Below are 25250 nucleotides of genomic sequence, written 5' to 3' on the forward strand. Positions count from 1 at the left end.
TATCTCCTGTGATAGGATAGTCATTGTGAAAAAACATAAGGAGGTTATCAGATGAGAAAACTCGTAGCAGCGTTATCTGCTGGTTTTATTATTACCGGTGCAGCTGCAACAACAGTTTCCGCTGACGCAAATGAACACAAGGTAGAATCAGGAGAGAGCTTATGGAAGATTGCGGCTCAATATGATACAAGCGTACAAAACTTACTTGATATAAATAATCTTAAATCAGAGGTCATTCACCCGAAAGATGTTATTAAGGTAAGTGAATCCGATGATGAAGATGGGGAAGAAACAGTATACACAGTAGAAAAAGGGGACACCCTTTCAGCTATTGCAAAAGAATTTGATGTATCTGTGAGTGATATTAAAGAATGGAACAGTCTTTCATCTGATGTTATCGTAGTCGGTAATGAATTATCTATTAACGGAGCGTCAGCTGAACCGGTAACAGAAGAACCAGCACAAGAAGAAGCTACAGAGGAATCAGCTGAAGAACCAGCACAAGAGGAAGAATCTTCCGAAGAGCCAGCTGAAGAACCAGCACAAGAAGAAGAATCTTCCGAAGAACCAGCTGAAGAATCAGCAACAGAAGAAGAATCTACTGAAGAAGAAAGCGAACCAGCACAGGAAGAAGCAACTGTAGAACAAACTTCAACTGAAGATACATCTGCTTCTGAATCAGAAGAGCAATCTTCAGATGATGGTTCTCCAGAAGGCGAAACAATTTCTGTAGAAGCAACAGCATACACAGCAGACTGTAATGGATGCTCTGGTGTTACTGCAACTGGTAAAGATTTAAGCGAAGATCCTGATGCAAAAGTGATTGCAGTAGATCCAAACGTGATTCCACTTGGAAGTGAAGTTTATGTAGAAGGCTATGGTCACGCAACTGCTGCTGATACTGGCGGCGCAATTTCAGGAAATAAAGTCGATCTTCATGTACCTTCTCAAGGAGAAGCTGAAGATTATGGAAGACAACAAGTTAACGTAACAATCGTTGAATAAATGATATAAAAATAGCTTAAGAGTATATGATACTCTTAAGCTATTTTTTTGCAAAGTGATTGAAATACATAAGTGTTTAGCTATCATTATCAACCATCATCTATTTTTAATCCCTTTAGCAAAAAGTCCAAGGAGAATGTGCTGTTTTTGTAAACGTCTTAATTGTGGATTTCAGTAGCAGTGGAAGCCGGACTTTGTTCAATTTCTTCATTATTATCGTCATGAGCATTTGAATAGCCTAAAGCCCCTACTGCAGCAATGACAAAAATGAACAAAGTAAGTAGAATCTTTCGCATGGTTCTGTACAACCCTCCATCGTATCTTAAATAATATGCAACTATCTAAGTATAGGACAATGTAAGCGTCTTGGCTAGCAGGAAAAACATTTATTTTCATATATGTTCGTTAATTCTGTAAATGAAAGAGGAAGGATATTTATATGTTATAATTGAAAAGGCTTACATTGATGAGCGATTTAAGGGAGGATGATACGAAATGACAAGCCGAAATTTGGATCAATTTTTGGAATCTAATATTGCCAATTTAAAGGAAAAAGGTCTTTACAATGAGATTGATACCGTAGAAGGTGCAAATGGTCCTGAAATTAAAATAGAGGGAAAAAAACAAATCAACCTGTCTTCCAATAATTACCTGGGGCTTGCTACGCATCCAGATTTAAAAGATGCGGCAAAGCAAGCGATTGATTCTCATGGCGTCGGAGCCGGCGCTGTACGTACCATTAATGGAACCCTTGATTTGCATATGGAGTTGGAAAAGAAAATTTCTCTATTTAAAGGAACGGAAGCAGCGATTGCTTACCAGTCCGGATTCAACTGTAATATGGCAGCGATTTCAGCTGTTATGGATAAACATGACGCGATTCTGTCAGATGCTTTAAATCACGCCTCCATTATTGACGGCTGCCGTTTATCGAAAGCAAAAATAATTCGGTTCGAACATTCAGATATGACAGATTTACGTGAGAAAGCGAAAGAAGCGGTAGAATCAGGAGCATATAATAAAGTGATGGTCATTACGGACGGGGTTTTTTCGATGGACGGAGATATCGCCAAGCTTCCGGAGATTGTGGATATTGCGGAAGAATTCGATTTAATCACCTATGTCGATGATGCCCATGGTTCCGGCGTAACTGGAGACGGAGCCGGGACGGTAAAGCATTTTGGTCTGCAGGAGAAAGTGGATTTCCAAATGGGCACATTGTCCAAAGCAATTGGTGTCATTGGAGGTTATGTAGCAGGGAAACAGTCCCTCATTGATTGGCTTAAAGTCCGTTCCCGTCCATTTTTATTTTCTACAGCTGTGTCCCCGGCAGATGCAGTAGCGAGTACCAGAGCGATTGATATGTTAATGGAAAGTACGGAATTGAATAAGAAGCTGTGGGAGAAAGGCGCTTACTTGAAAAAAGGATTAAAAGCGCTTGGCTTTGATATTGGAAACAGTGAAACACCGATTACCCCTTGTATTATCGGGGATGAAAAACAAGCTCAGACATTTAGTAAGAGGCTATACGAAGAAGGTGTTTATGCGAAAGCGATTGTATTCCCGACAGTTCCACAAGGTACCGGACGTGTCCGGAATATGCCGACCGCTGCACATACACAAGAAATGCTGGACCGTGCTATCCGCATTTATGAAAAGATTGGCAAAGAGATGAACCTCATTTAAAAAAGAAAAGGGATGTTCAAAAAAGGATAGAAATACAAAAAGAAATATGCATCATTTTTTGAACGGCCTCTAAGGGGAGTTTTCCGAGATGAAAAAAATTTTAATAACTGGTGCATTAGGGCAAATCGGATCAGAATTAACGGAGAAACTTCGTCGCACACATGGAGAAGATAATGTCATTGCTTCTGATATCCGTAGCCCTGAGAACCCGTCAGGAATATTTGAAGAAATGGACGTGACCAGGGAAAAAGAGATTTATGAAATTGCAAAAAAATACAGGGTTGATACGATTATTCATTTAGCTGCACTCTTATCGGCAAAGGCGGAAGCTTTCCCAAAGGTAGCCTGGGAACTTAACATGGGAGGTCTTGTCAACGCTCTGGAAGCTGCGAAAGAATTAAATGTAAAATTTTTCACTCCTAGTTCTATTGGTGCTTTTGGTCCGAGTACTCCGAAAAATAATACACCGCAAGATACATTGCAACGGCCGACAACGATGTATGGAGTCAATAAAGTAGCGGGGGAACTTCTTTGTGATTACTATTACTCCAGATTTGGAGTAGATACGAGAGGTGTCCGTTTTCCAGGATTAATTTCTTATGTGACTGCTCCTGGCGGCGGTACAACCGATTATGCGGTGGAAGTATATTATGAAGCGCTTCGGACAGGGACATATACCTCCTATATTGCAGAAGGAACCCATATGGATATGATGTATATGCCGGACGCATTGGAGGCGATTATTCAGCTGATGGAAGCAGATCCTGACAGGTTAAAACATCGCAATGCATTTAATATTACAGCGATGTCTGCAGCGCCCGAGCATTTTGCAGAAGCAATCCGGAAGCACCTTCCTGATTTTAAAATGAATTATCAGGTAGATCCTGTCAGACAAGGAATTGCAGAGAGCTGGCCGAACAGAATCAATACAGATGCTGCCAAAGCAGAATGGGGGTTTGAACCGGTATATGATATGGATGCTATGACAGCTGATATGCTGGAAAAAGTACGTGACAAGATAAAGAAGAATAGTGCATGAAATAATAAAATGGTGCGGTAAATTATATAAATTTACCGCACCATTTTTAAGGAACAAATCCTGCTATTATGCTGTTGTATACATATCGTTTATTTGTTTTTGCAGTTTGTTATCCTGTACATACTCATCATAAGACATTTCTTTATCCATCATACCATTTGGCGTTACTTCCATAATCCGGTTTGCAATACTGTTGATAAATTCATGGTCATGGGAAGTAAAGATAATTGATCCTTTGAATTTAACAAGTCCGTTATTTAGTGCCTGAATAGATTCAAGGTCAAGGTGATTTGTCGGCTCGTCTAAAATGAGCACATTTGCTTTCGAAAGCATCATTTTAGAAAGCATACAGCGCACCTTTTCTCCTCCGGAAAGGACATTTGCTTTTTTCTTTGCTTCTTCTCCGGAGAACAGCATTCTTCCTAAGAAACCACGTAAGAATGTTTCTGTTTCATCCTCAGGAGAGTATTGACGCAGCCAATCTACTAAGTTTAAATCCACACCATCAAAGAACTCGGAATTATCTTTCGGGAAATAAGACTGAGAAGTTGTAATTCCCCATTTGTAAGAACCTTCATCCGGCTCCAGTTCTCCAGCAATAATTTGCAATAATGTTGTATTGGCAATATCATCCTTGCCCACGAGCGCTACTTTATCGTTTGGTTTAAGTGTGAAGTTCACATTATCTAACACTTTCACTCCATTAACGGTTTTCGATAAATGATTTACCTGCAGTAAATCATTTCCGATTTCACGTTCTGGATTAAAAGCGATATATGGATACTTCCTGGAAGATGGCTTAATATCATCCAGCGTAATATTATCCAGCATTTTCTTACGGGAAGTTGCCTGCTTGGATTTTGAAGCATTCGCACTGAAGCGGGCAATAAATTCTTTCAGCTCTTTGATTTTCTCTTCTTTTTTCTTATTCGCATCCTGTGCCATACGAGAAGCGAGTTGACTGGACTCATACCAGAAATCATAGTTTCCGACATAGAGCTGAATTTTTCCGTAATCGACATCCGCAATTTGCGTACATACTTTATTTAAAAAGTGACGGTCATGGGATACAACGATAACGGTATTTTCAAATTGAATCAGGAACTCTTCCAGCCATTGAATAGCCTGGATATCTAATCCGTTTGTCGGCTCGTCGAGAAGAAGAATATCCGGATTACCGAATAAAGCTTGCGCCAGTAAAACTTTTACTTTTTGTTCTTCCGGAATGTCAGCCATTTTTAAATCGTGAACAGATTCGTCGACACCGAGACCTTTAAGAAGAACAGCAGCATCAGACTCCGCTTCCCAACCGTTCATTTCTGCAAATTCACCTTCGAGCTCAGCAGCACGGATTCCATCTTCTTCACTAAAGTCAGGTTTCATATAGATTGCGTCTTTTTCCTGCTTGACCTGGTATAAACGGTCATGCCCCATTAATACAGTTTCCAGAACAGGGTGTGATTCATAAGCGAAGTGATCCTGTTTTAAAACTGTCAGACGCTGGCCTGGAGTAAGGGATACGTTACCGGATTGCGGTTCAATTTCACCGGAAAGAATCTTCAGGAAAGTTGATTTTCCTGCTCCGTTTGCACCAATTACACCATAGCAATTTCCCGGCGTGAATTTTAAATTAACATCTTCAAAAAGTTTCTTATCACCATATCGTAAACTAACATTGGTTACAGTTAACATTGTATATATTGCCTCCAATAAAATGAAACTTCACTCAGCGGCCGTTTTGTTTTCCTGCCACCGAATGCTGTTTGAATAAATCAGGGTGTGGGCTTCCATTATTTCCTGTATGTGCAGCGTTATTTTTCTCTATCTTGAAGCACGAATTTTATGAGCGTTTACACCGCAGAAAAAATCATTATCAGAATAAGTTTACGTTATTTAGAGATACAATGCAAGATAAGACGGTTAAATCGTTCAATTCTATCTTTCAATAAGAAAAAACAGCATAGACCTAGAGGCTTAGCTGAAAATATGGCGCTGGGTTATTATCGATAAAGGAAATAGCAGGTAATATAAAAGTAAGCTGAAAAACCGGTTAATCAAAAAAATAAGATATGCATTTGCGTGAGCATTCGTTGTTTGATCTTATGGAGAAAAAGAGAAATCAATTGTACAAGAATAATCAACAGATATGGATACCAAATCAATTCATTTTCATATAATACATCATAAGAACAGGCTAACGAAATATGAAGTGCTTATGATATGCAAAAAATTACAAATTCATGTAACTGGTGAAACTTATTGCCATTTCATACGTAATGAGAAGGGATAGAGAAGCTGCCAAAATGAATTGAATGGAGTTCTCTGGTTCTTTCTATCTAGATATCACATATATTTTTTTACTTCAGCTATTGTATATGAAAAAGCTTTTGTATATATTAATAAAAAAGGTATGTCCGAGGAGGGGGGACAATAAGATGAAAAGCAGGACGGTTTATTTGCTGTTTACGGATACAGGCAGTTATCTGTCACGATTGATTCATCTGTATACCCAGGAGCCGTTAAACCATGTTTCGATTGCTTTAGATAGAGAATTAACAGAAGTTTATAGCTTTGGGAGAAAGCAACCTAATAATCCATTTATTGGTGGTTTTGTGAAAGAGGATATTTCCTCCCCTTTTTTAAACCAATCCAGATGTGAAATTTATGAACTGGAAGTGACCAGAAAAGAATATGAATATATTACATCCTTTATTCAACATATAGAAATTGACAAAGAGAAGTATCGTTATAATTTTATCGGGCTGATTGGAGTTATGATGAACGTAAAAATCACACGTCAAACAGCATTTTTCTGCTCACAGTTTGTAGCTACGATATTACAAAATGTAACGAGCCTTCCATTAACAAAAGATCCATACTTTACCACACCGGAAGATATTCGAAGTGCTTCCAATTTAAAGCTTGTTTATGAAGGCGTCTTGTTACAGTATAAAAATATAGATTCTTTATCAGAAACGGAACAGCCATCATTATCTTATATTTCTAATTTGTAGATTGATGATAAAGAATTTTAAAGAAAAAGCACAAACGCATGATGAAGCGTTTGTGCTTTTTCTTACCCTTTATTCAAATAAATCCTGCATGGCATCCATGCTGACGTCTTGAATGCCAAGCGTTTCATAAGGAACAACCAGTTTCATCGTAATATTATTTGCTTCCAAATCCATATGCTGTACCGCAACGTCAAAATTCCCCTCCAAATCCATATCTGTTACAGCTACATAAATCTCTTGGCTGTCCGGATCGATGGTCACCCATTCAGGCATTGGTAAAAATCGATCCATATATTCCATGATTTTTTTGTTCGGAAGCTCTAAAAGCCCAACAGAGATAGATTTTTGCTGCAATACCAGGTCGCCATTTGCCTGTTCGATCGGTTCAAGACGGACCGATAAAGGAACGGTGGATGAAAAGACAGGAAGTTCTCCCATCAGGTGGACATCATCTTCCAGTAAAATACGGTAGTGATGATCCGACCCCTCCAGCAATTTTTCAACATAGGCATTGATTAAATTGTTTAAATTCTGCTTGGTCGTCTGAATATAAAACTCCGAGCTTTCTTGTTCATCTATCGTAGACTTTGGAGGGAATGCATTATTGGAAACCGGCCAAAAAATCAGTGCCAGCAATACAAGTAAGATGATACCATTCAAAATAAGAAGGGCAAGAAAGCCGGCCTTCCACTTATTATTTATTTTAAAACGTCTGTTTTTTGCTCTCATTGTTATGTTCATCCCAACTTAATTAAAATATTCCAGAATGCGCTCAGCCATTAAATAGTATCCGTCATAATTAGGATGGAAATTATCATCCGCGAATAAATTTACCGTTGTGTCATCGAATAAATCATCAATGGGTACAAAGGTGCTGTTCTCATTTTGGTTGACGATTTCTCTGCCTGTATCATTCCAGTTAAGGACAATCTGATCGAGTTCTTCAATGTCTTCAAAATAATTTTTAAAAGGATTAAATATGCCTAATAGATAAATAGAAGCATCATCATTGATAGAACGAATTTCGTCAAATATATCATTTAATCGTTCTTCGTAAAAGGTTTGTTCTTCATTAAAATAGTTGATTTCTAAATCCATGATATTTTCTTTCAGCACCCGCATAATATCATTTGCTCCGATGGTCATAATGACAATATCCGCTTCTTCAAGGGCATCTGCGATTTCCGGCTCTTCTTCCAGCCGCTTCAGCAATTGATCAGAACGATTTCCACGCTTGCCAAAGTTCGTAAAGTGAATATTCGTATACAGAATCTGCAGTGTTCTGTCTAATATCCCGACGTAACCGCCCTGGTTGGTATCATCTCCTACGCCTTGTGTCAGGGAATCTCCCAGTGTAACGATTTCTACATCTTCATCGGAAGCAAAATCAAATGTATTCTCCAATTCTTCATCAACAGCTATGGGGCCATTTTCCTGTTCGTCGTTATTCCCCATGACCTCTTCACTTTCGTCTTCTTGTTCATCTTCTTCATCGTTTGTTTCTTCAGGCGTAATTTGTTCTCTCAGCGCATCTTCTCTTTCCCTTTGTTCAGAGTTTAACTGGAAATAGGGGAGCTGTAAAATAGCAATAACTGCAATTACAACAACGAGAAGGGAGCTAATGAGAATAAGCCATTTCTTTTTTGTCATCTTCATCATCACACCTACGTGTTCTTTTCTTCTAGTTTATGTGGGAGCAAATAAAATTACCTATGAATTCAAAAGGAATTTGCTTTCCTGTTTATCTATTTATATTTTAATCAAGGATAGAGAATACTAAACAAATGAAACGAAAAACGCCTTCTAAGTTTTATGCTAGAAGACGTCACTGAACATTTATTATAACACAAATATACCCATCTTTCTTCTGTGAAATATACCGTAATCGATAGAAGAAAGACAGGTATGGTGAACTTGTACACATTAACGTCCGGAACTGCGTAACTTTAGAGCAAGCTCTGGCGGGTGCACATTGGAAAGGATGAATATGTCAGATGTTACGTCGGGATGTGACTTAGTGAATAAAATCGTTCCTTGATAAGCCGCATTTTCTTCTGGTACCGCTTTGCCTTCCTGCAGCCAAATTGCATCAGCTCCAGTCAGTATATCTGTTGTCACCTCATCTGTATCTGCTGCCGGAATAACCTCATAACCCAATTTATATAGAGGTACAATGTCTTCATCCGCGATACCAATAGTAACAATCCGTTTCTTACGGACGCCTTCGCTGCGGTCAAATGGAGATTGCAACAAATTTTGTACCGCTATTTCTTCAGCAGATTGTTGATTTCCCAGTGATTTTCCTGTTGCTTTATCAATGGCTTGATCCAAGTCAGCTACTATATCATCGAATGCTTCCAGACCGACTGATAAACGGACCAATTCCTCTGGTGTTCCGCTTTTTTTCAATTCCTCAGCTGTTAGCTGCTGGTGCGTTGTAGAAGCAGGGTTAATAATCAGTGATTTGGCATCCCCGACATTGGCAACATGAGACCAGAGCTCTACATTATCAATTAAAGTACGGCCTGCATCACGGCCGCCTTCAATCCCAAACGTAATAACGGAACCAAAGCCGCCTTTTAAATATTTTTTAGCAAGCTGGTGGGATGGGTGTGACTCTAACCCTGGGTAGTTAATCCATTCTACTGCAGGATGTTTTTCCAGATAAGCGGCCAGTTTTTCCGCATTTTCATTATGCTGCTTGATTCGTAGATGCAATGTTTCCAATCCTTGCAGTAATAAAAAGGCGCTTTGCGGACTGAGTGCAGGGCCAATATCACGTAATAACTGAACACGCAATTTCGTAATAAAAGCGGCTGGTCCCAAATCCGCATATTTTAAGCCGTTATAGCTTTCATCCGGCTCAATAAAGTCAGGGAATTTCTCATTGTTCCAGTCAAATCTGCCGCTGTCTACAACAATACCGCCAATCGTTGTACCATGTCCGCCGATCCATTTTGTGGCAGAGTGAACGACAATATCTGCGCCCCAAGTCAGCGGTTTGGCAACATAAGGTGCAAATGTATTATCTATAATTAAAGGAATGCCATGATGATGCGCAATATCAGCCACTGTTTCGACATCAAAGATATATAGACTCGGATTGGTGATGATTTCACCAAAGATAGCTTTGGTTTTATCCGTAATCGCAGCTTCAATAGCTTCTGGATCAGTACCGTCTACAAATTTCACATCGATTCCATATCGAGGAAGCGTGTTGGCAAATAAATTATACGTTCCGCCGTACAGATTGCTGTCTGTAATAATTTCGTCTCCAGCGCGTGTAATATTTAAGATGGTCATCGTAATGGCAGCCATTCCCGAGGATACGCCTAAAGCACCGACACCGTCTTCTAATTGCGCTATCCGCTGCTCCAGCACATCTACCGTCGGATTCATCATGCGGGTATAGATGTTTCCTGGTTCAGCTAATCCGAATAAGTTTTGTGCATGTTCTGTGTCACGGAATACATAAGAAGTCGTTTGATAGATAGGGACTGCACGGGCTCCGGTAGCAGGGTCCGGAACTTGTCCTCCGTGTAATAAAATCGTTTCGTCCTGCTGTAAGCGGTTATTTGACATTGTATTTCCTCCCTTTTTTTGAACACACTTTTCAATGAAAAAAGAGCGCCCTTCTAAAATGAAGAGAGCTCTTATAAGTGACTTTGAACTCTCTCTTATCTTTCAGATGATGTATCTGTAGGATGTAGCACCTGATGCTTCAAGTTGCCGGGCTTCTTAGGGCCTATTCCCTCCACCGCTCTTTATAAGAGATTCTGCTAAATATTTTGAAATTACTAGCGAGTATATAGTTTTACAGATTAAAAGTCAAGTATTTTACTAGGAATTGAAATAGGAAGGTTCCTTTTCAAGAAACCTTCCTATTCCTGCTTGATCATTTGAGCTAATAAAACGGGCTGAAGCTATGCGGTTGCCTTCTTCTTTCCTTTTTTGCGCGGCGTATCCCGATAAATACTTACCATATAGATAACAAGCGCAAACCAGATCAGTGCAAAGGTAATCATATGGTGCACGGTGAACGTCTCATTATATAGAAACACGCCCAGGAAGAACATAATTGTCGGAGCGACGTATTGCAAAAAACCAACCATTGCCAATGGTATTCGTTTAGCACCTGCAGCAAATAACAGTAAAGGCACTGCAGTAACGATACCTGCTCCTATGAGCAAAAGATTGTCCGGTGCAAACAAAGGAGAAAAAGTAAATGATCCTTCCGATGGGATAAAGATTAAATATAGTAGAGCAATGGGTGCAACCACGAGTGTTTCAATCGTCAATCCGTACATGGCGTGCAGGTTGACCGTCTTTTTAATCAGTCCGTAAAAACCAAAGGTGAGCGCTAATAACAGCGAAATCCAAGGGAACACACCATAACTCAGTGTTAAATAAAGCACCCCAATCCCTGCAAGGATGAAAGATAGGACTTGTCCTTTTGTTGTTTTTTCTTTCAATACAAAGACCGCTAATAAAATACTGATTAAAGGATTGATATAATAGCCTAAACTAGCCTGTAGCACATGTCCATGCTGTACTGAAAAAATAAATAGAAACCAATTGATAGATATCACAATAGAAGCTGTACCGATAGCAATGGTTTTCTTTTTATCGTTTTTTAGCTCGTGAACGGTTTCCATCAGATGACGCCAATTACCAGTCACCAGCACTAAGAAAACCATAAATACTAAGCTCCAGACAATCCGGTGAGCAAGTACCTCGCCAGCTGGAACGTGTTCTAGAAACTTCCAATATATTGGGAAGATTCCCCATAATAAATAAGCAACAAAGGTAATAACTGCTCCTTGTTTTAAAGATTTATCCTCCATGATACATTCCTGCCTTCTGAAAAAAATGAAACTAAAATTAATATTAAAACTTTATAAGAAAGGAAGCAATGCTTTTTCAAATAATCTATTTCTTAATTTTAAACAAATTTCTAAAACGGAAACATTCCCAACAGCACAAGAATACTTTATCATAAAGAGAGACACATCAGAATGTATCATCTTTACCAAGGATGGGAGAGAATATAAATGGGGAAAAAGTTTAAACATATGGAAACGGCAATGATTCATGAAGGATATGATTCCAAAGAACTTCTGGGCAGTTTGACGCCGCCGCTTTTTCAAACATCTACATTCACATTTGATACAGCCGAACAGGGAGCAGCCCGCTTTGCCGGAGAAGAAGAAGGGCATGTCTATACCCGCGTCAGCAATCCAACCGTACAAATTCTGGAGAAAAAACTGGCAGCACTGGAAAAGGCGGAAAAAGGGTTAGCTTTTGCTTCAGGAATGGCTGCGATATCTGCGGTATTAATTGCACTTACCAAAGCAAATGACCATATCATCTGTTCTTCCGGGCTATATGGATGTACTTACGGGCTGCTGTCGATGATGGATGAAAAATACAATATTCAAACAGACTACGTAGCAATGACCGATGCTAAAAGTATGGAGGATTATATCCGTCCGGAAACAAAAGTGATTTATATTGAAACACCGATTAATCCAACCATGGAAGTGATTGATTTGGAGCTGGTCATTCGCATTGCTGAAAAACATGACATTTTAGTGGTGGTGGATAATACATTTTCTACACCGTATTTACAACGTCCGCTGGAATTGGGAGCAGATGTCGTGGTGCATAGTGCCACCAAATATTTAAGCGGGCATGGCGACGTGATTGCAGGACTGGCAGCAGGGAAACAAGGATTAATAGACCAAATCGCTGCAACCACACAAAAGGATATTGGCGGGGTGCTTTCTCCATTTGATGCCTGGCTGGTGATTCGCGGTCTCAAGACATTACCGCTTCGAATGGATAGACATGCAGAAAATGCCTTACACATTGCAGAAAAATTAAAGCAGCATCCAAAGGTGAAACAGGTATTTTATCCTGGCGACCCGGAAAATAGCGGCTATGCCATTACGAAAAAACAAATGAAATCCGGCGGAGGTACACTTTCTTTTGAATTAGATGGTGGAAAAGCGGAAGTGCAGGCGTTTTTGAATCAACTGGAGTTAATAAAAATTGCTGTCAGTCTTGGTGATACCGAAACATTAATTCAGCATCCAGCTACGATGACACACGCTGTAATTCCTTATGAACAGCGTCAAAAAATGGGAGTTACAGATGCTTTAATACGGTTATCCGTCGGGATTGAGGGATGGCAGGATGTATGGGAAGATTTGGATCAGGCTTTAACGCATTGAAAATCATGTCGTTCTTTATCCCTGAGCGTCATAGGGAGTCCTTTTTTTGACAGAGTAAAATGTGATTCAGCGGGGCGATATCGTACCTTACGAAACAAAACTTTACTCGTCCCCGCTGAATGAAGTGCCGTTTTATGCTATGATAAGAGGGGACTTTCTTTTGTTGGAGAAGAAGTGATAGGAGCAGGATATATGGGATTATATTCAATAATTATCGGTCTAATGTTTGTTATAAATATTGCGCTGGCTATATCCATTATTTTTCTGGAGCGGAAGGATCCAACCTCTTCTTGGGCATGGGTAATGGTGTTATTATTTATCCCGATTATAGGGTTTATTCTGTATTTAGTTTTTGGACGTCCCATCAGCAATAGTCATATATTCAAGTGGGATCAGCGCAGCCGGATGGATGTAAAAAAAGCTGTACAAAAACAGATTCATGCCATCGAAAAAGACACATTTCAATTAAACCATGAGGATTTAAGAAAACATCTTGATTTGGTCTATTTACATCTTCGTAATGGGGAAGCTGTTTATACAGAAAATAATGGCGTGGATATTTACACAGATGGCCACGAAAAATTTGAAGCGCTTTTAGAAGATATAAACCGTGCTAAGCATCATATTCATGTGCAATATTATATTATGCGGAGTGACGGGCTGGGGACCAGGCTTGCGAATGCCTTGATTAAGAAGGCAAAAGAGGGTGTATGTGTAAGGCTCTTATATGATGATATGGGGTCCAGATCATTGAAAAGAAGCTACATAAAAAAACTGAGGGAAGCTGGCGTTCTCGTTGAAGCATTTTTCCCGTCCAGATTTATTATTAATTTTAAAATCAACTACCGGAACCATCGGAAATTAACGATTATTGATGGGGAAATCGGTTATATTGGCGGTTTTAATGTCGGGGATGAATATTTAGGGTTGAAAAGAAAAATGGGATATTGGCGTGACACCCATCTGCGGCTAAAAGGGGATGCCGTGCAAAGTATGCAGACACGCTTTGTATTGGATTGGAATCAGGCATCCAAGCACAAGATTTCTTATGAGGAAGAACATTTCCAGACGGTTTCCGGAGGGAAAATCGGTATGCAGATTGTCTCCAGCGGTCCAGATTCAGAATATGAACAAATCAAAAATGGGTATATGAAGATGATCATGGAAGCGGAAGAGTATATCTATATTCAGACCCCCTATTTTATACCCGATGAAAGCTTACGTGATGCTATTCGTATTGCCGTATTATCCGGTGTGGATGTGAAAATTATGATCCCTAATAAACCGGATCATCCATTTGTCTATTGGGCAACGATGTATTATTGCGGTGATTTATTGAACGCTGGTGCAGACATTTTTATATATCAGAAGGGATTCTTACATGCAAAAACGATTATCGTGGATGGGAATATAGCCACTGTCGGTACGGCAAACATTGATGTAAGGAGTTTCCGCCTTAATTTTGAGGTGAATGCATTTTTATACGATATTAATGTTGTGGAGCGATTAATGAAAGAGTTTGACAACGATTTGGCACATTCCACACAAATGACGAAAAAACTATATGAAAAACGTTCCATCGGTATTCGTTTTAAGGAGTCGGTCTCCCGTTTAATTGCCCCCGTATTATAGGATGAAACTTTATACAACGGGAGGTTTACAGGTGGTTCTTCATAATGAAACGAACTGGGTAAGTGTCCTGAAATAAGCAAAAAGGACGCCGAACCTTCATAAAACAGTAAAGCAGGAGGAAAAAGAGATGAATGCAAAACCATGTTCCGCATCAGTAGCATTAAAAACAACACATGTACTTCCGCCGGATACGAATCAATACGGGACTTTATTTGGCGGGAAATTAATGGCGCATCTTGATGATATTGGCGCTATTGCAGCAGTTAAACATGCAAATAACCCGGTCGTTACAGCATCTACGGATTCTGTCGATTTTTTAGCTCCCGTAAAAGGGGGGCACTATATTTCCATTGAAGCCTTTGTGACCTGGACGCATCATACGTCTATGGAAGTATTTATCCGGGCGATTACAGAAGATATCCGGTCCGGGGAGCGGACAGCTTGCACAACGGCATTTATGACGTTTGTTGCCATTGATGAAAATGGGAAACCAATGGAAGTACCGCCAGTTTATCCGGAAACAGATGATGAAAAAATGCTTCATGAAAGTGCACCGCTTCGTGCCAGCCGCCGTGCAGATCGTAAAAAACAATCCAAACAGCTTGCAGAATCATTTGGCACGGTTTATCGGACAGAAAAATAAAATAACCTATATGAAAAACCGGGTACCATCTATTTTTTGATGGTACCCGGTTTTTTACGTTACGCTTCTTCCCGATAAGAATACCAGTCAGCTATCACATAACTATCTGCTGTACGCAGCTCCTTAATAACAAAATGGCGTCCGGCTCCTTTATTTAAAATAGCCATATCTAACGTAGCAAGGGACTGTTTGCGGTGAAGGATATGCTGTTTCCGCTGCAAAGCCTGAACTCTGCGATGCTGGATGATAGCAGTATCCTTGCTGAAAAACCGCCCCTGAATCGTTATCTGCTGTTTATCCATCGCATAACCGGCTGATTTAAATGCTGCCAGTCCCATTAATCCGGCAGCCAGCATAATCAGAGCAGGTATCCAGGTGTAAGTGGAAAAGAAAATCCCAACAATAATAACCGCCAGCAATGGGACATTCATAGAACGCCATAAATAATATGGCAATGCTTTTTGGGGAGGGTGAATCAGATTTTCCGTATAGAATGTATACTCCGGCAGAAATTCATCCAGAAAAGCTGCAAATGCTTTTTTACGCAGCAGCGGAAAAATAATTGTATTGACCTCCTGGCTATTATCCGTGGTTGCACTGGCGATCTCCACATAAGGCCGTGCAAATCCCAATAATTGATGAATGGGTGTTTCTTTTATTCCAACAGCCTGGATACGTTTCAAAGGAATCGTCGTTTGTTTTTTCTCCAATAAACCTCTTGTAATAAACAATTCTTTTTCATAACGTGTAATGGTGAATTTCCAATCTTTTACTACCGTATAAAGAATACTTAAAAACCATAAAAATAAGACAACAAGAATCGCAAAAATAATAATCATTTGCAAGCCAAGTGACAGAGCAAGGCGCACTGTTTCATCATAAAATTGATCCGGAATCAAGGCTTCCACCTGAGAGAAGGCGGCGAAGAAAATCCCGATTAAAATTCCGAAACTTGCTGAAGTGGAACCAGTAATAAACAGCGCTTGAAGAGTGATAGTTCGCTTCGGCAGACTGGATTCATCCGGTTCATTTTCAACTTCTTCTGACACTCCCGGAGATCCTGTTTCGGAGGCATCCTTATTGTATTTTAATGCATCATGAAGCATACGCCCGTCTTCCATCTTAACAGCAGATAAAGCAGCATCCGTCGAAGGATCATTACCTGCTGTTTCAATCGCTACTTTTGTTAAACCGAAGATGCGGTGAATCACATTTTGTGATAAATCGATAGACTGAATACGATGCTTGGATATTGTGCGATTTTTACGGACAATAATGCCCCGGTTAATCCGTATCTGGTCTTCTTCTAATTGATAAGTGAAACGGAACCATGATAAAACACTGGATAAAATAATCAAAGCAATGATAATGGCGATACCAATCACCAGGTAAAAAGAAGCCCCATTACTGATGACCACAATAGCAATTGGCAAAAGACCTAAAATCGATTGTTTCAAGGACTGGAGAATATCAAACAGGATGGCAGCAGGATGCAGTCGCTTTGGATTAGACATCATCTTGTTCCACCCTCGCTAATTCGGAAATTTGGTCGCGCAGATTAGAAGCTTCCTCTTCAGATAATGCAGGTATCTGATGGGTCGTTGCTGCCGTTGATATTTCCAGAGTTGCCAGCTTATACTTTTTTAAAATAGGGCCTTGTTGCGTATCAACATGCTGGACACGAATCATTGGTACAATCGTCCGTGTCACAATAAGTATCCCATGTTGTATGTAAATTTCCTGGTCATAAACCTGATAACGCCATCTGCGCCATCTTAATTTCGGAATAATAAATGCTGTCACAGTCCATTCTATTATTGCAAGAGCAGCCAGGATGAATACAATCCAAATAGGCAGAAAATCGAACATCATATAGACAACAATTGCTGCAACCGTGATGAGTAAAGAGATAAGTGCATAGAGATGTGCTGTGAGCTGCCATGCCTTGATAGCATCGGTGGCAATTTTCACATTAGGCTGTTCCCGCATAGGTTTCCGCTCCTTGTTTTTAAGATAATTTTATCATACTACACATCAGGGGAGTTAAGAAAAGATTTAAGAAAAACTTCATAAATCCAAATGTATTTATGAATCAGTGTGAAAGAGGGAAGGCCAATTCATCATACATTTGGATTATTTACAATGGAACGGAAAGGAATGAAAAGCCGAGTTACTCTACTTCTTTATTTGCTAGGTCTTCTGCTGTAATATATTCTTCCGCCCAACGCTGAATATCTGTAATAACAGGCTCTAGTGCTTCGCCTTTTTGGGATAACGTATATTCGATACGGACCGGGAATTCCGAATAGATATTCCGTTTTACAATTCCTTCCTTTTCCAGCAATTTTAAACGATCCGAAAGTAAGCGGCCGCTGATTGGAAGATCAGCTTCCATTTCTGAGAAACGTTTCGCTCCCTTTAATAATTCAAATAAAATGAGCCCGACCCAGCGTGTACTTAATAAGACCATTGCTTTTTCAAAACGAGGACATAACTGATTCATTGTTCCACCTCCCCATAGAATCGTCTTGTATCTAAACATGCATTGGTTACGAAAAGTAATTTAATTATAGGGTATCATAAATAGGGAAGACAGTAAATGAAAGCCGAAATGTTGGGGACTTTCGAGAATATTTTTGGAAATATTTACAGCAGTATGAAATAATAAAAAGGTAAGAGAATATAAAACATTATTCCGTGAACGTTTTCACGAAGTGTTCTCTGATATAAAAGAGAACATCAATTTACAGATATGGAGGGTATTTGGATGGTTTCAAAACAGGTACAAGAAAAGTACGCCGAACTAACATTGAAAAAAGGAGTTAATTTACAAAAAGGGCAGGCAGTGATGATGAATGCACCGATTGAAGGAGCAGAATTTACGCGGATTGTAGCTCGTAAAGCATATGAAATGGGTGCGAAAGATGTCCATATTAACTGGGTGGACGATGAATTGAACCTGCTAAAATATGAGAACGCACCAGACGAAGTCATCGCTACGTACCCGGAATGGAAAGTGAAACTGCATGATACCTTTGCAGAGGATGGGGCGGCGGTAGTCAATATCCGTTCCACGAATCCGGATTTATTAAAAGATATTGACCCGTCCCGTGTGGCAAAAGCGACGAAAGCGGCAGCGGAAGCCATGGTGAATTTCCGTAAATATACGATGAATGATCGTATTCCATGGACGATTATTTCGATTCCGTCAAAGGATTGGGCGAAAAAAATCTTTCCGGATAAATCCGAAGAAGATGCGGTGGCCAGTCTTTGGGATGCCATTTTGAAAATTGTCCGTGTTGATCAGGATGATCCTGTAGCTGCGTGGGACAAGCATAATGAAACATTAAGAACAGCCAGAGAAGTTCTAAATAAAAAGAGCTATCAGAAGTTAATCTTTAAAGCACCAGGTACAGAACTGGAAATGGAACTGCCGGAAGGACATATTTGGAAAGGCGGGTCAGCCCAAGCGGAAACAGGCGTGACATTTAATCCGAATATGCCGACAGAAGAAGTTTTCTCCATGCCGCATAAATATGGTGTTAACGGAACGGTATCCAGTACGAAACCGTTAAACTATGGAGGCAGCTTAATTGATAACTTCTCTTTAACGTTTAAAGATGGGAAAGTGGTGGATTATCAGGCAGAACAGGGAGAAGAAGTGTTGAAGCATTTACTCGATTCGGACGAAGGGGCACGCCGCTTAGGAGAAGTTGCATTAGTACCAGACGAATCGCCAATTTCACAATCCGGACTGATTTTTTACAACACCCTATTTGATGAAAATGCATCCTGCCATATTGCGTTGGGAAAAGCTTACCCGACTAATTTAAAAGACGGTGCTTCGATGGACTTGGATGAATTGGATAAGCATGGTGTGAATGACAGCTTGGTTCATGTCGATTTTATGATCGGCTCGGACAAAATGGATATTGATGGCATTACCAAAGACGGCAAATCAGAGCCTGTATTCCGTAACGGAACTTGGGCGCTGGATATAAAGTAAGCAATTAAATAATCCATTAAAACACGGCAACAAGGTCATCGGTGCCTTCTTGCCGTGTTTTTAAATCTTTAGGAGCTTTCTTTCACCATGAATTTATCATTCTTAACCAGTACTGCTTTAATTTTTCGATAAGTATAGTCTTCGGGTAATGCCTCTTTCAGCTCTTTTAATCCAGTGGCATCTATTTCTTCATGCTTGGATAAAATGGTATCTTCTTCCTCGTTATTAAAGAATAAACTCCAATTAAGCGTATATCCTTTTTGGGAGGCCTGAAAAATATGTGCTTCTATTGTTCGCTCCTTTAAATCGCGTATAGAAGCAATTTCCCGAATGGTTTTTCCTTTTTGCAGGAGTTCATAGGATATCTGATAAGATGGGCGGTCATCCGCATCTTTTGGTTTCGTTGCTTTTTGATAATGAATCGCAGTAGGCGCCTTGTAATCGGGATTTTTTTCTTTCCAATCAGCGACAGCTTTCAGAAAGGCTTCTCCGTATAGTTCATATTTCTTTTGACCTACCCCTTTTAACCGCAAGAATTCATCTTTATCTTCTGGAAGGTAGCGGGCTATTTCTTTTAAGGTCATATCTGAAAACAGAACATAAGGAGGCAAGTTGAGTTCCTGAGACATCGTTCTTCTTAATTGACGCAGTGCTTCGAACAGGTCTGCGCTATAATCTGTTTCACTAACGCGAGGCACATCCTGGATAAACATCGTTACTTTTTCTTTCCCGGTCAGGATATCCATCGATTTCTGGTTTAGTTTTAAAGTGGGAAATTGTCCCTCTTCTGCTGATAAATATTCTTCCGCAAGCAAGAAGTGGATTCTCTCTGTAATTTCCTTCTCTGTATACTTGGATAAAATACCGTAAGTAGATAATTTTGATAAACCGAATTGAATCAGCTTTTTATCTTTGGAACCTTTTAAGACTTTGGCTGTCATAGCTGTACCAAAACGTTCCCGCATTCGTTTGACGCAGGATAAAATCATTTGTGCTTCTTCCGTAATATCCTCCAAGTCTCCTTGTTTCAAACAATTGCTGCAGCGTCCGCAGGAAACAGAAGCAGAACCAGATTCCATTTGGAAGTAATTCAAAATATAACTGTATAAACAGCTCTGCGTGCGGCAGTAATTCACCATTTTATTTAATTTATGATATTCACGCTGCATACCTGCCTCATCCAAATCGGATTTCTCAATCAGAAATTTTTGGGTATGAATATCTTGCGGAGAAAATAGCAGCACACAATTACTGGGCTCTCCATCACGTCCTGCTCTTCCAGCCTCCTGATAATACGACTCCATATTCATCGGAATAGCATAGTGGATAATGAAACGGACATTGGATTTATCAATCCCCATTCCAAATGCAGTGGTAGCAACCATCAATTCAGCCTGGTCAAAAATAAATGCCGTTTGAGCAGCCTGCCTTTCTTTTTCGGATAAACCGCCATGATACTTAGAAACAGCATAACCTTTCTCGTTTAGGACATCATAGACATGTTCCACCTGTTTTCGTGTGGCTGCATAAATAATCCCGACTTCTCCTTGATGTTTTTTCAAATAGGAAAGAATATAATCGATTTTGTTAACCCCTTTTTCGATAAAAAAGGAAAGATTTTTTCTTTCAAAGCCGGTATGCACGGTATTTACTGGGTGGATATGCAGAAGGGTCTGAATATCTTCAATGACCTCAGGTGTAGCTGTGGCTGTAAGCCCCATAATAACCGGATTGCCGCTAACTTCTTGAAGAATAGGTACGACAGAACGATAGCTTGGCCGGAAATCATGCCCCCATTGGGAAATGCAATGCGCTTCATCAAAAGCAATCAATGATAGCTGTGTTTGCTGTAATGCATAGATAAAAGCATCAGATTCAAACCGCTCCGGTGCCACATAAACAAACTGATACCGGTTTTGTCGCATGTCCTTCAGCCGCTGATGCTGTTCAGCTGTGGAAATAGAGCTGTTAATGTATGTTGCGGCCACACCCAGTGCATGTAATCCGTCCACTTGATCCTTCATCAGTGAAATAAGCGGTGAAATAATAATTGCCGTTCCATTCATTGCAATACCAGGTACTTGATAACAAAGTGATTTACCGCCACCTGTAGGCATCACAGCAAGCGTATTTTTATGTTGGTCAATATGATCAATAACCTCGGCCTGTCCGGGGCGGAAACTGGAATAACCAAAGTAATTTTGTAAAATATTTAAATGTTTTTCCATAGGTAAATCTCCCTTTTAACAGTTAATTGAGACGGTGACTATTCATCCCATCGGAAAAAATAAGTGTTTTATATCCTTTAATTTAATATAAAAAAGTAATACGCGCTTCATCAAACTCTACCTATTATCCTAGAATGTTTTATCTGGAAAGTAAAGCAAGAAAAAATGATAAATAACCGTGAAAACACTGCCAAAAAAGCAGTTATTCCAGGGGCATTATATTTTTTTCTCTATATTACTTCATATGAATTTACATTTTCGCATTTCATCTATAAAATGTGCTATATCTTTTTGAAAAGGAGGAGGATATATGGTTCCCTCTTTACTATTTGAATTCATGTTAATTGGTTTATTAGGAATCGCCTCCCAATGGTTTGCATGGCGATTTCGTATGCCAGCTATCGTTGTGATGGCAGTTACAGGGCTATTGATTGGACCTGTTTTCGGATTAATTAACCCAGAACAGGATTTCGGAAATGTGTACAGTCCGCTTATTTCTGTTGCTGTAGCAATAATATTATTTGAAGGAAGCTTAAATTTAAGTTTTCAGGAATTACGTGGAATCGGAAGACCGGTTTTCCGGATCTCTACGGTAGGTGCATTTATTGCATGGATTTTAGGCTCGCTCACAGCACATTATGTTGCTGGTCTATCCTGGGCGGTTGCCTTTGTTATTGGCGGTTTATTTGTCGTAACCGGACCAACCGTCATTATGCCGCTGTTACGACAGGCTAAGTTAAAAGCGCGCCCGGCAAAAATTTTAAAATGGGAAGGGATTATTGTTGATCCTATCGGCGCATTACTAGCTGTTTTTGCCTTTGAAATTATCACGTTTATGACAGCAGCTGATCCCGATGTATCTCAAATCCTATTATTCTTTGCAGGTTCCATTTTTGCTATCTTTTTAGGATGGATATTAGGACGCGGGCTTGGCTGGATGTTTGAAATGGGGCATGTCCCTGAATTTTTAAAATCACCGACCGTCGTCGTCGTTGTCTTATTCTGTTTTACCATTGCAGATGTGGTGATGCATGAGACAGGACTTTTATCTGTAACAGCGATGGGAATTACTTTAGCAAATATGGGAATTAGTTCTGTTTCCGATATGCGTCATTTTAAGGAAAATATTTCTGTTTTGCTGACTTCGACCATTTTTATCATGTTGACCGCCTCATTGGAAGTAGAGACGATTATGCAGATTTTTAATCCGCACATTATCGGTTATGTTTTATTGATGATGTTTGCTGTTCGTCCATTATCTATTTTCTTATCGACCATTGGCACCAAACTCAGTTTCAATGAAAAGCTATTGGTTGGCTGGATTGCACCGCGTGGAATTGTGGCATTAACTGTTTCTGGATATTTTGCAGGTGTTTTGACAGAAGCAGGTTATGAAGATGCTTCGATTTTAACGGCGCTGACCTTTGCACTTGTTATTTTCACGGTTATTGCACACGGCTTTTCTATCGGTTGGCTATCTAAAAAGTTAAACCTGTCGAATAAAGGAAATCCTGGAGCACTGATTGTGGGAAGCAATCCATTTACCGTGCAATTAGCTAAGTCATTAAAAGAAGCAAATTATCCATCCATTATTGTGGACGCTTCATGGGAAAATCTTGCCTTGGCAAGACAAGAAGGTTTGGAATTTTATCATGGAAGTATGTTATCCGAACAGACGGAGCATCATTTGGATACCATTCCATACGAATATTTATTAACGTTAACGCATGATAAAGCCTATAATTCACTGCTTTGTACAACGTTTATTCCTGAATATGGAAGGACGAATGTATTTAAAGTCAGTCCATTTACAACTTTTGAAGATAATGGATATTCAACAGGTATGGTATCGCAAGTCGGCGGACGAATTCTATTTAATAAAAAATTCTCTCTGGAGGATTTAATTGATAAAGCAGAAAATGGATTTACGGTCAGACAGACAATGCTGACTAATAAATTTACATTTGAAAACTACAAACAGTCTAAAGATCCGGAAACAGTGTATTTATTCTTAATAAAGCCCTCTGGACAATTGAAATTTTTCTCTGAAGAAATGCGTACAGTACCCGCATCCGGAGATAAAATTGTCAGCTTAACCAGAGAAAAAGAAACAGATCGAAATGCTGTTGAAGCATAGAATAATAAAAAAACCCGCATTTTGCGGGTTTTTTTATTGTCTAGGAAATTATAAAATTCTCTAGCTGTGGATAACTTTTATGTTAAACTTTTATTAACTCACTGGAGGGGTAGAGATATGAGAAAGGGAAGCGGAGTTATTAAAGAAATCTTAAAAGACCATTTTGCTGGATTTTGGGAGTTCCATGCTGATCGTTTTCCGAAAACTTATCGTGAACATATAAAAGAAACGGTAGAAAAAACAATTCGTTGCGGGACACGTGATTTAGGATATGCTCGCTATGAGTGTTTAGGATGTGAAGGGGATCCTTCTCCTAAATTCGTGTGTTTTACTTGTAAAAGCAGACTATGCCACCGTTGTGGGAAAAAGTATACGGATGACTGGTCAGACAAACAACAGGAAATGATATTTAATGTTACGCATCGCCATATGGTCTTTACACTTCCACGAGAGTTAAGAAACATATTTTACAATGACCGAAAAAAATTAAATGAATTAAGTAAACAGGTAGCCGAAGTATTTCAGTACCATAATAAAAAGAAAGGTAAGAAAAGAGGCTTCCGTTCAGGGATTATTACGGTTATTCATACGTTTGGAAGAGATTTAAAGTTTAATCCTCACATACATGCATTGGTGACAGAAGGTGCGTTAGATAATCAAAATGAATGGGTTAATAATGGATATGTTCCTTATGATTTTTTAAGAAAGTCCTGGCAAAAAGTTGTCTTAGATTTGTTGAAGAAGTGGTTTCCTGCAACACCGAAAATCATAGAACTTATTAATGAGTTATATCAAAGGTATCCGAAAGGCTTTTATGTCAATGCAGAGAAGAAAATGAACAATGCCAAGCGTGTAGCCAAGTATATCGGCAGATATTTAGCTCGACCAGCTATCGCCGAATATCGTATTGAATCTTATGATGGGGAAACAGTTCATTACTGGTATGAGGATCATAAAACAGGAAAACGTGTAGATAAAAAGGTTCCAGTGTACAGGTTCTTATTTGAAATATTACAACACATTCCACCAAAGCATTTTCGAATGGTTGGGAGATATGGGCTGTATAGTAGAAGGGCTCATCGTAAAGCGCAACAAATATTGAGTTTATATGCGTTCATGAGAACGAAGCAGATTTCGTTTCTTTTGGAAGCAAAACGTAAGAAAAAAACATACCGTCAACGTATGATAGAATCATTTGAACAGGACCCTTTGGAATGTCCGTGTTGCCGTAAACAGATGGAGCTCATTGGAATATGGCATGCTGACTATGGGTGGATTTATCATTACATGGAGGATGTAGAGAAAGAAAGAAGGAGGAGATACGGAATTGACAAACCCAAAAGAGCCGGATAAATCAGATGAATTTTTTCCAGACTGGCTGGACGAAGAGGATCCTTTTGGCTTAAAAGAAGAAATGAAGATCATATTATTTCAATGTTTAGATTGCCATGGAACCGATGAAGTCCCGGAGTATATCATTGGTGAATTTAGTGTGGATAAAAATAATAGAGATGAAGTAGAACTTCATTGTCCGCATTGTAATGGCACTATGATTGAAGCGAAAAACGTCCCAAGTGATTAGCATCTACTTGGGACGTGATTTAGTCGCGTTAGCGATTTTGTTCTT

General features: G+C 39.5%; 21 protein-coding genes and 1 riboswitch. Of the genes, 11 read left to right on the top strand and 10 right to left on the bottom strand.

Going from position 1 to position 25250, the window contains the following annotated elements:
* The first annotated feature begins 51 nt into the window (after nucleotides 1-51).
* Nucleotides 52-1005 (top strand): 3D domain-containing protein, encoded by a 954-nt coding sequence (locus B7E05_RS02525; RefSeq protein ID WP_080872250.1) that lies wholly within the window; start codon nucleotides 52-54, stop codon nucleotides 1003-1005.
* Nucleotides 1006-1163: 158 nt separating this feature from the next.
* Here B7E05_RS02525 and B7E05_RS22015 read toward each other — a convergent pair whose 3' ends face one another.
* Entirely contained in the window at nucleotides 1164-1301 is a 138-nt protein-coding gene (locus tag B7E05_RS22015; RefSeq protein ID WP_179134432.1) for a hypothetical protein, read from the bottom strand.
* Nucleotides 1302-1500: 199 nt separating this feature from the next.
* Between B7E05_RS22015 and B7E05_RS02530 the strand changes: the two genes are divergently transcribed.
* Both B7E05_RS02530 and B7E05_RS02535 read left to right on the top strand, forming a co-directional pair.
* Entirely contained in the window at nucleotides 1501-2691 is a 1191-nt protein-coding gene (locus B7E05_RS02530) for a glycine C-acetyltransferase (protein WP_080872252.1), read from the top strand.
* A gap of 88 nt (nucleotides 2692-2779) precedes the next feature.
* The gene (locus tag B7E05_RS02535) at nucleotides 2780-3730 is read left to right on the top strand and encodes an L-threonine 3-dehydrogenase (RefSeq protein ID WP_080872254.1); all 951 of its coding nucleotides are present in this window, start codon (nucleotides 2780-2782) and stop codon (nucleotides 3728-3730) included.
* Nucleotides 3731-3796: 66 nt separating this feature from the next.
* Here B7E05_RS02535 and B7E05_RS02540 read toward each other — a convergent pair whose 3' ends face one another.
* Entirely contained in the window at nucleotides 3797-5422 is a 1626-nt protein-coding gene (locus B7E05_RS02540; RefSeq protein ID WP_080872256.1) for an ABC-F family ATP-binding cassette domain-containing protein, read from the bottom strand.
* 743 nt (nucleotides 5423-6165) lie between these two features.
* On the opposite strand from B7E05_RS02540, the gene B7E05_RS02545 reads away from it, so the two are divergent.
* Nucleotides 6166-6744, top strand: coding sequence for a hypothetical protein (locus B7E05_RS02545; protein WP_080872257.1), 579 nt, complete (start codon nucleotides 6166-6168; stop codon nucleotides 6742-6744).
* Between the two features lie 69 nt (nucleotides 6745-6813).
* Here B7E05_RS02545 and B7E05_RS02550 read toward each other — a convergent pair whose 3' ends face one another.
* From B7E05_RS02550 to rarD, 4 genes are all read right to left on the bottom strand, one after another.
* Nucleotides 6814-7473, bottom strand: a complete 660-nt coding sequence (locus tag B7E05_RS02550; RefSeq protein ID WP_080872259.1) for a YpmS family protein — start codon at nucleotides 7471-7473, stop codon at nucleotides 6814-6816.
* A gap of 18 nt (nucleotides 7474-7491) precedes the next feature.
* A complete protein-coding gene (locus B7E05_RS02555; RefSeq protein ID WP_245832929.1) occupies nucleotides 7492-8394 on the bottom strand; it encodes an SGNH/GDSL hydrolase family protein in 903 nt (300 codons plus the stop codon).
* 273 nt (nucleotides 8395-8667) lie between these two features.
* On the bottom strand, nucleotides 8668-10326 hold the full coding sequence (locus B7E05_RS02560) for an O-acetylhomoserine aminocarboxypropyltransferase/cysteine synthase family protein (protein ID WP_080872263.1): 1659 nt from the start codon (nucleotides 10324-10326) through the stop codon (nucleotides 8668-8670).
* A gap of 92 nt (nucleotides 10327-10418) precedes the next feature.
* A riboswitch (SAM riboswitch) is annotated at nucleotides 10419-10517 on the bottom strand.
* A gap of 150 nt (nucleotides 10518-10667) precedes the next feature.
* Nucleotides 10668-11588 (bottom strand): EamA family transporter RarD, encoded by a 921-nt coding sequence (gene rarD, locus B7E05_RS02565; protein WP_080872265.1) that lies wholly within the window; start codon nucleotides 11586-11588, stop codon nucleotides 10668-10670.
* A 207-nt stretch (nucleotides 11589-11795) separates the two neighbouring features.
* Here rarD and megL point away from each other — a divergent pair, with 207 nt between their 5' ends.
* The 3 genes from megL (at nucleotide 11796) to B7E05_RS02585 (ending at nucleotide 15252) form a co-directional block, all read left to right on the top strand.
* Nucleotides 11796-12977 (top strand): methionine gamma-lyase, encoded by a 1182-nt coding sequence (megL, locus tag B7E05_RS02575; protein ID WP_080872268.1) that lies wholly within the window; start codon nucleotides 11796-11798, stop codon nucleotides 12975-12977.
* A gap of 192 nt (nucleotides 12978-13169) precedes the next feature.
* Complete coding sequence (cls, locus tag B7E05_RS02580) at nucleotides 13170-14609, top strand: cardiolipin synthase (RefSeq protein WP_080872270.1); 1440 nt, start codon at nucleotides 13170-13172, stop codon at nucleotides 14607-14609.
* A 127-nt stretch (nucleotides 14610-14736) separates the two neighbouring features.
* Nucleotides 14737-15252, top strand: coding sequence for an acyl-CoA thioesterase (locus B7E05_RS02585; protein WP_080872271.1), 516 nt, complete (start codon nucleotides 14737-14739; stop codon nucleotides 15250-15252).
* A 59-nt stretch (nucleotides 15253-15311) separates the two neighbouring features.
* Here B7E05_RS02585 and B7E05_RS02590 read toward each other — a convergent pair whose 3' ends face one another.
* The 3 genes from B7E05_RS02590 to B7E05_RS02600 all read right to left on the bottom strand — a co-directional run bounded on the left by B7E05_RS02590 (nucleotide 15312) and on the right by B7E05_RS02600 (nucleotide 17755).
* Nucleotides 15312-16766, bottom strand: a complete 1455-nt coding sequence (locus tag B7E05_RS02590) for a PH domain-containing protein (protein WP_245832931.1) — start codon at nucleotides 16764-16766, stop codon at nucleotides 15312-15314.
* The gene (locus tag B7E05_RS02595) at nucleotides 16759-17241 is read right to left on the bottom strand and encodes a PH domain-containing protein (protein WP_080872274.1); all 483 of its coding nucleotides are present in this window, start codon (nucleotides 17239-17241) and stop codon (nucleotides 16759-16761) included. Before B7E05_RS02595 ends, B7E05_RS02590 begins: the two co-directional genes overlap by 8 nt.
* A 181-nt stretch (nucleotides 17242-17422) precedes the next feature.
* Nucleotides 17423-17755: a winged helix-turn-helix transcriptional regulator gene (locus B7E05_RS02600; RefSeq protein ID WP_080872275.1), complete on the bottom strand. Its 333-nt coding sequence runs from the start codon at nucleotides 17753-17755 to the stop codon at nucleotides 17423-17425.
* A gap of 264 nt (nucleotides 17756-18019) precedes the next feature.
* Between B7E05_RS02600 and B7E05_RS02605 the strand changes: the two genes are divergently transcribed.
* Nucleotides 18020-19258 (top strand): aminopeptidase, encoded by a 1239-nt coding sequence (locus B7E05_RS02605; RefSeq protein WP_080872277.1) that lies wholly within the window; start codon nucleotides 18020-18022, stop codon nucleotides 19256-19258.
* A gap of 68 nt (nucleotides 19259-19326) precedes the next feature.
* Here the strand turns inward: B7E05_RS02605 and recQ are convergent, their stop codons facing one another.
* Nucleotides 19327-21486: a DNA helicase RecQ gene (gene recQ, locus B7E05_RS02610; protein WP_080872278.1), complete on the bottom strand. Its 2160-nt coding sequence runs from the start codon at nucleotides 21484-21486 to the stop codon at nucleotides 19327-19329.
* Between the two features lie 310 nt (nucleotides 21487-21796).
* Here recQ and B7E05_RS02615 point away from each other — a divergent pair, with 310 nt between their 5' ends.
* The 3 genes from B7E05_RS02615 to B7E05_RS02625 all read left to right on the top strand — a co-directional run bounded on the left by B7E05_RS02615 (nucleotide 21797) and on the right by B7E05_RS02625 (nucleotide 25205).
* On the top strand, nucleotides 21797-23623 hold the full coding sequence (locus tag B7E05_RS02615) for a cation:proton antiporter (protein WP_080872280.1): 1827 nt from the start codon (nucleotides 21797-21799) through the stop codon (nucleotides 23621-23623).
* Between the two features lie 117 nt (nucleotides 23624-23740).
* Nucleotides 23741-24976 (top strand): IS91 family transposase, encoded by a 1236-nt coding sequence (locus tag B7E05_RS02620; RefSeq protein WP_080872281.1) that lies wholly within the window; start codon nucleotides 23741-23743, stop codon nucleotides 24974-24976.
* Entirely contained in the window at nucleotides 24951-25205 is a 255-nt protein-coding gene (locus B7E05_RS02625) for a hypothetical protein (protein WP_245832918.1), read from the top strand. Before B7E05_RS02620 ends, B7E05_RS02625 begins: the two co-directional genes overlap by 26 nt.
* Nucleotides 25206-25250 lie beyond the last annotated feature (45 nt).

This window comes from Oceanobacillus timonensis (assembly GCF_900166635.1).
GTDB lineage: Bacteria > Bacillota > Bacilli > Bacillales > Amphibacillaceae > Oceanobacillus > Oceanobacillus timonensis.

Excerpts from the sequence above, each read along its gene's own strand:
- B7E05_RS02605 (WP_080872277.1), top strand. The coding sequence starts at position 18,020 with ATGGTTTCAAAACAGGTACAAGAAAAGTACGCCGAACTAACATTGAAA.
- B7E05_RS02535 (WP_080872254.1), top strand. The coding sequence starts at position 2,780 with ATGAAAAAAATTTTAATAACTGGTGCATTAGGGCAAATCGGATCAGAA.
- cls (WP_080872270.1), top strand. The coding sequence starts at position 13,170 with ATGGGATTATATTCAATAATTATCGGTCTAATGTTTGTTATAAATATT.
- B7E05_RS02600 (WP_080872275.1), bottom strand. The coding sequence starts at position 17,755 with ATGAATCAGTTATGTCCTCGTTTTGAAAAAGCAATGGTCTTATTAAGT.
- B7E05_RS22015 (WP_179134432.1), bottom strand. The coding sequence starts at position 1,301 with ATGCGAAAGATTCTACTTACTTTGTTCATTTTTGTCATTGCTGCAGTA.
- B7E05_RS02530 (WP_080872252.1), top strand. The coding sequence starts at position 1,501 with ATGACAAGCCGAAATTTGGATCAATTTTTGGAATCTAATATTGCCAAT.
- megL (WP_080872268.1), top strand. The coding sequence starts at position 11,796 with ATGGGGAAAAAGTTTAAACATATGGAAACGGCAATGATTCATGAAGGA.
- B7E05_RS02615 (WP_080872280.1), top strand. The coding sequence starts at position 21,797 with ATGGTTCCCTCTTTACTATTTGAATTCATGTTAATTGGTTTATTAGGA.
- B7E05_RS02525 (WP_080872250.1), top strand. The coding sequence starts at position 52 with ATGAGAAAACTCGTAGCAGCGTTATCTGCTGGTTTTATTATTACCGGT.
- B7E05_RS02585 (WP_080872271.1), top strand. The coding sequence starts at position 14,737 with ATGAATGCAAAACCATGTTCCGCATCAGTAGCATTAAAAACAACACAT.
- B7E05_RS02595 (WP_080872274.1), bottom strand. The coding sequence starts at position 17,241 with ATGCGGGAACAGCCTAATGTGAAAATTGCCACCGATGCTATCAAGGCA.
- B7E05_RS02620 (WP_080872281.1), top strand. The coding sequence starts at position 23,741 with ATGAGAAAGGGAAGCGGAGTTATTAAAGAAATCTTAAAAGACCATTTT.
- B7E05_RS02560 (WP_080872263.1), bottom strand. The coding sequence starts at position 10,326 with ATGTCAAATAACCGCTTACAGCAGGACGAAACGATTTTATTACACGGA.
- B7E05_RS02555 (WP_245832929.1), bottom strand. The coding sequence starts at position 8,394 with ATGACAAAAAAGAAATGGCTTATTCTCATTAGCTCCCTTCTCGTTGTT.
- B7E05_RS02545 (WP_080872257.1), top strand. The coding sequence starts at position 6,166 with ATGAAAAGCAGGACGGTTTATTTGCTGTTTACGGATACAGGCAGTTAT.
- recQ (WP_080872278.1), bottom strand. The coding sequence starts at position 21,486 with ATGGAAAAACATTTAAATATTTTACAAAATTACTTTGGTTATTCCAGT.
- B7E05_RS02550 (WP_080872259.1), bottom strand. The coding sequence starts at position 7,473 with ATGAGAGCAAAAAACAGACGTTTTAAAATAAATAATAAGTGGAAGGCC.
- B7E05_RS02590 (WP_245832931.1), bottom strand. The coding sequence starts at position 16,766 with ATGTCTAATCCAAAGCGACTGCATCCTGCTGCCATCCTGTTTGATATT.
- rarD (WP_080872265.1), bottom strand. The coding sequence starts at position 11,588 with ATGGAGGATAAATCTTTAAAACAAGGAGCAGTTATTACCTTTGTTGCT.
- B7E05_RS02540 (WP_080872256.1), bottom strand. The coding sequence starts at position 5,422 with ATGTTAACTGTAACCAATGTTAGTTTACGATATGGTGATAAGAAACTT.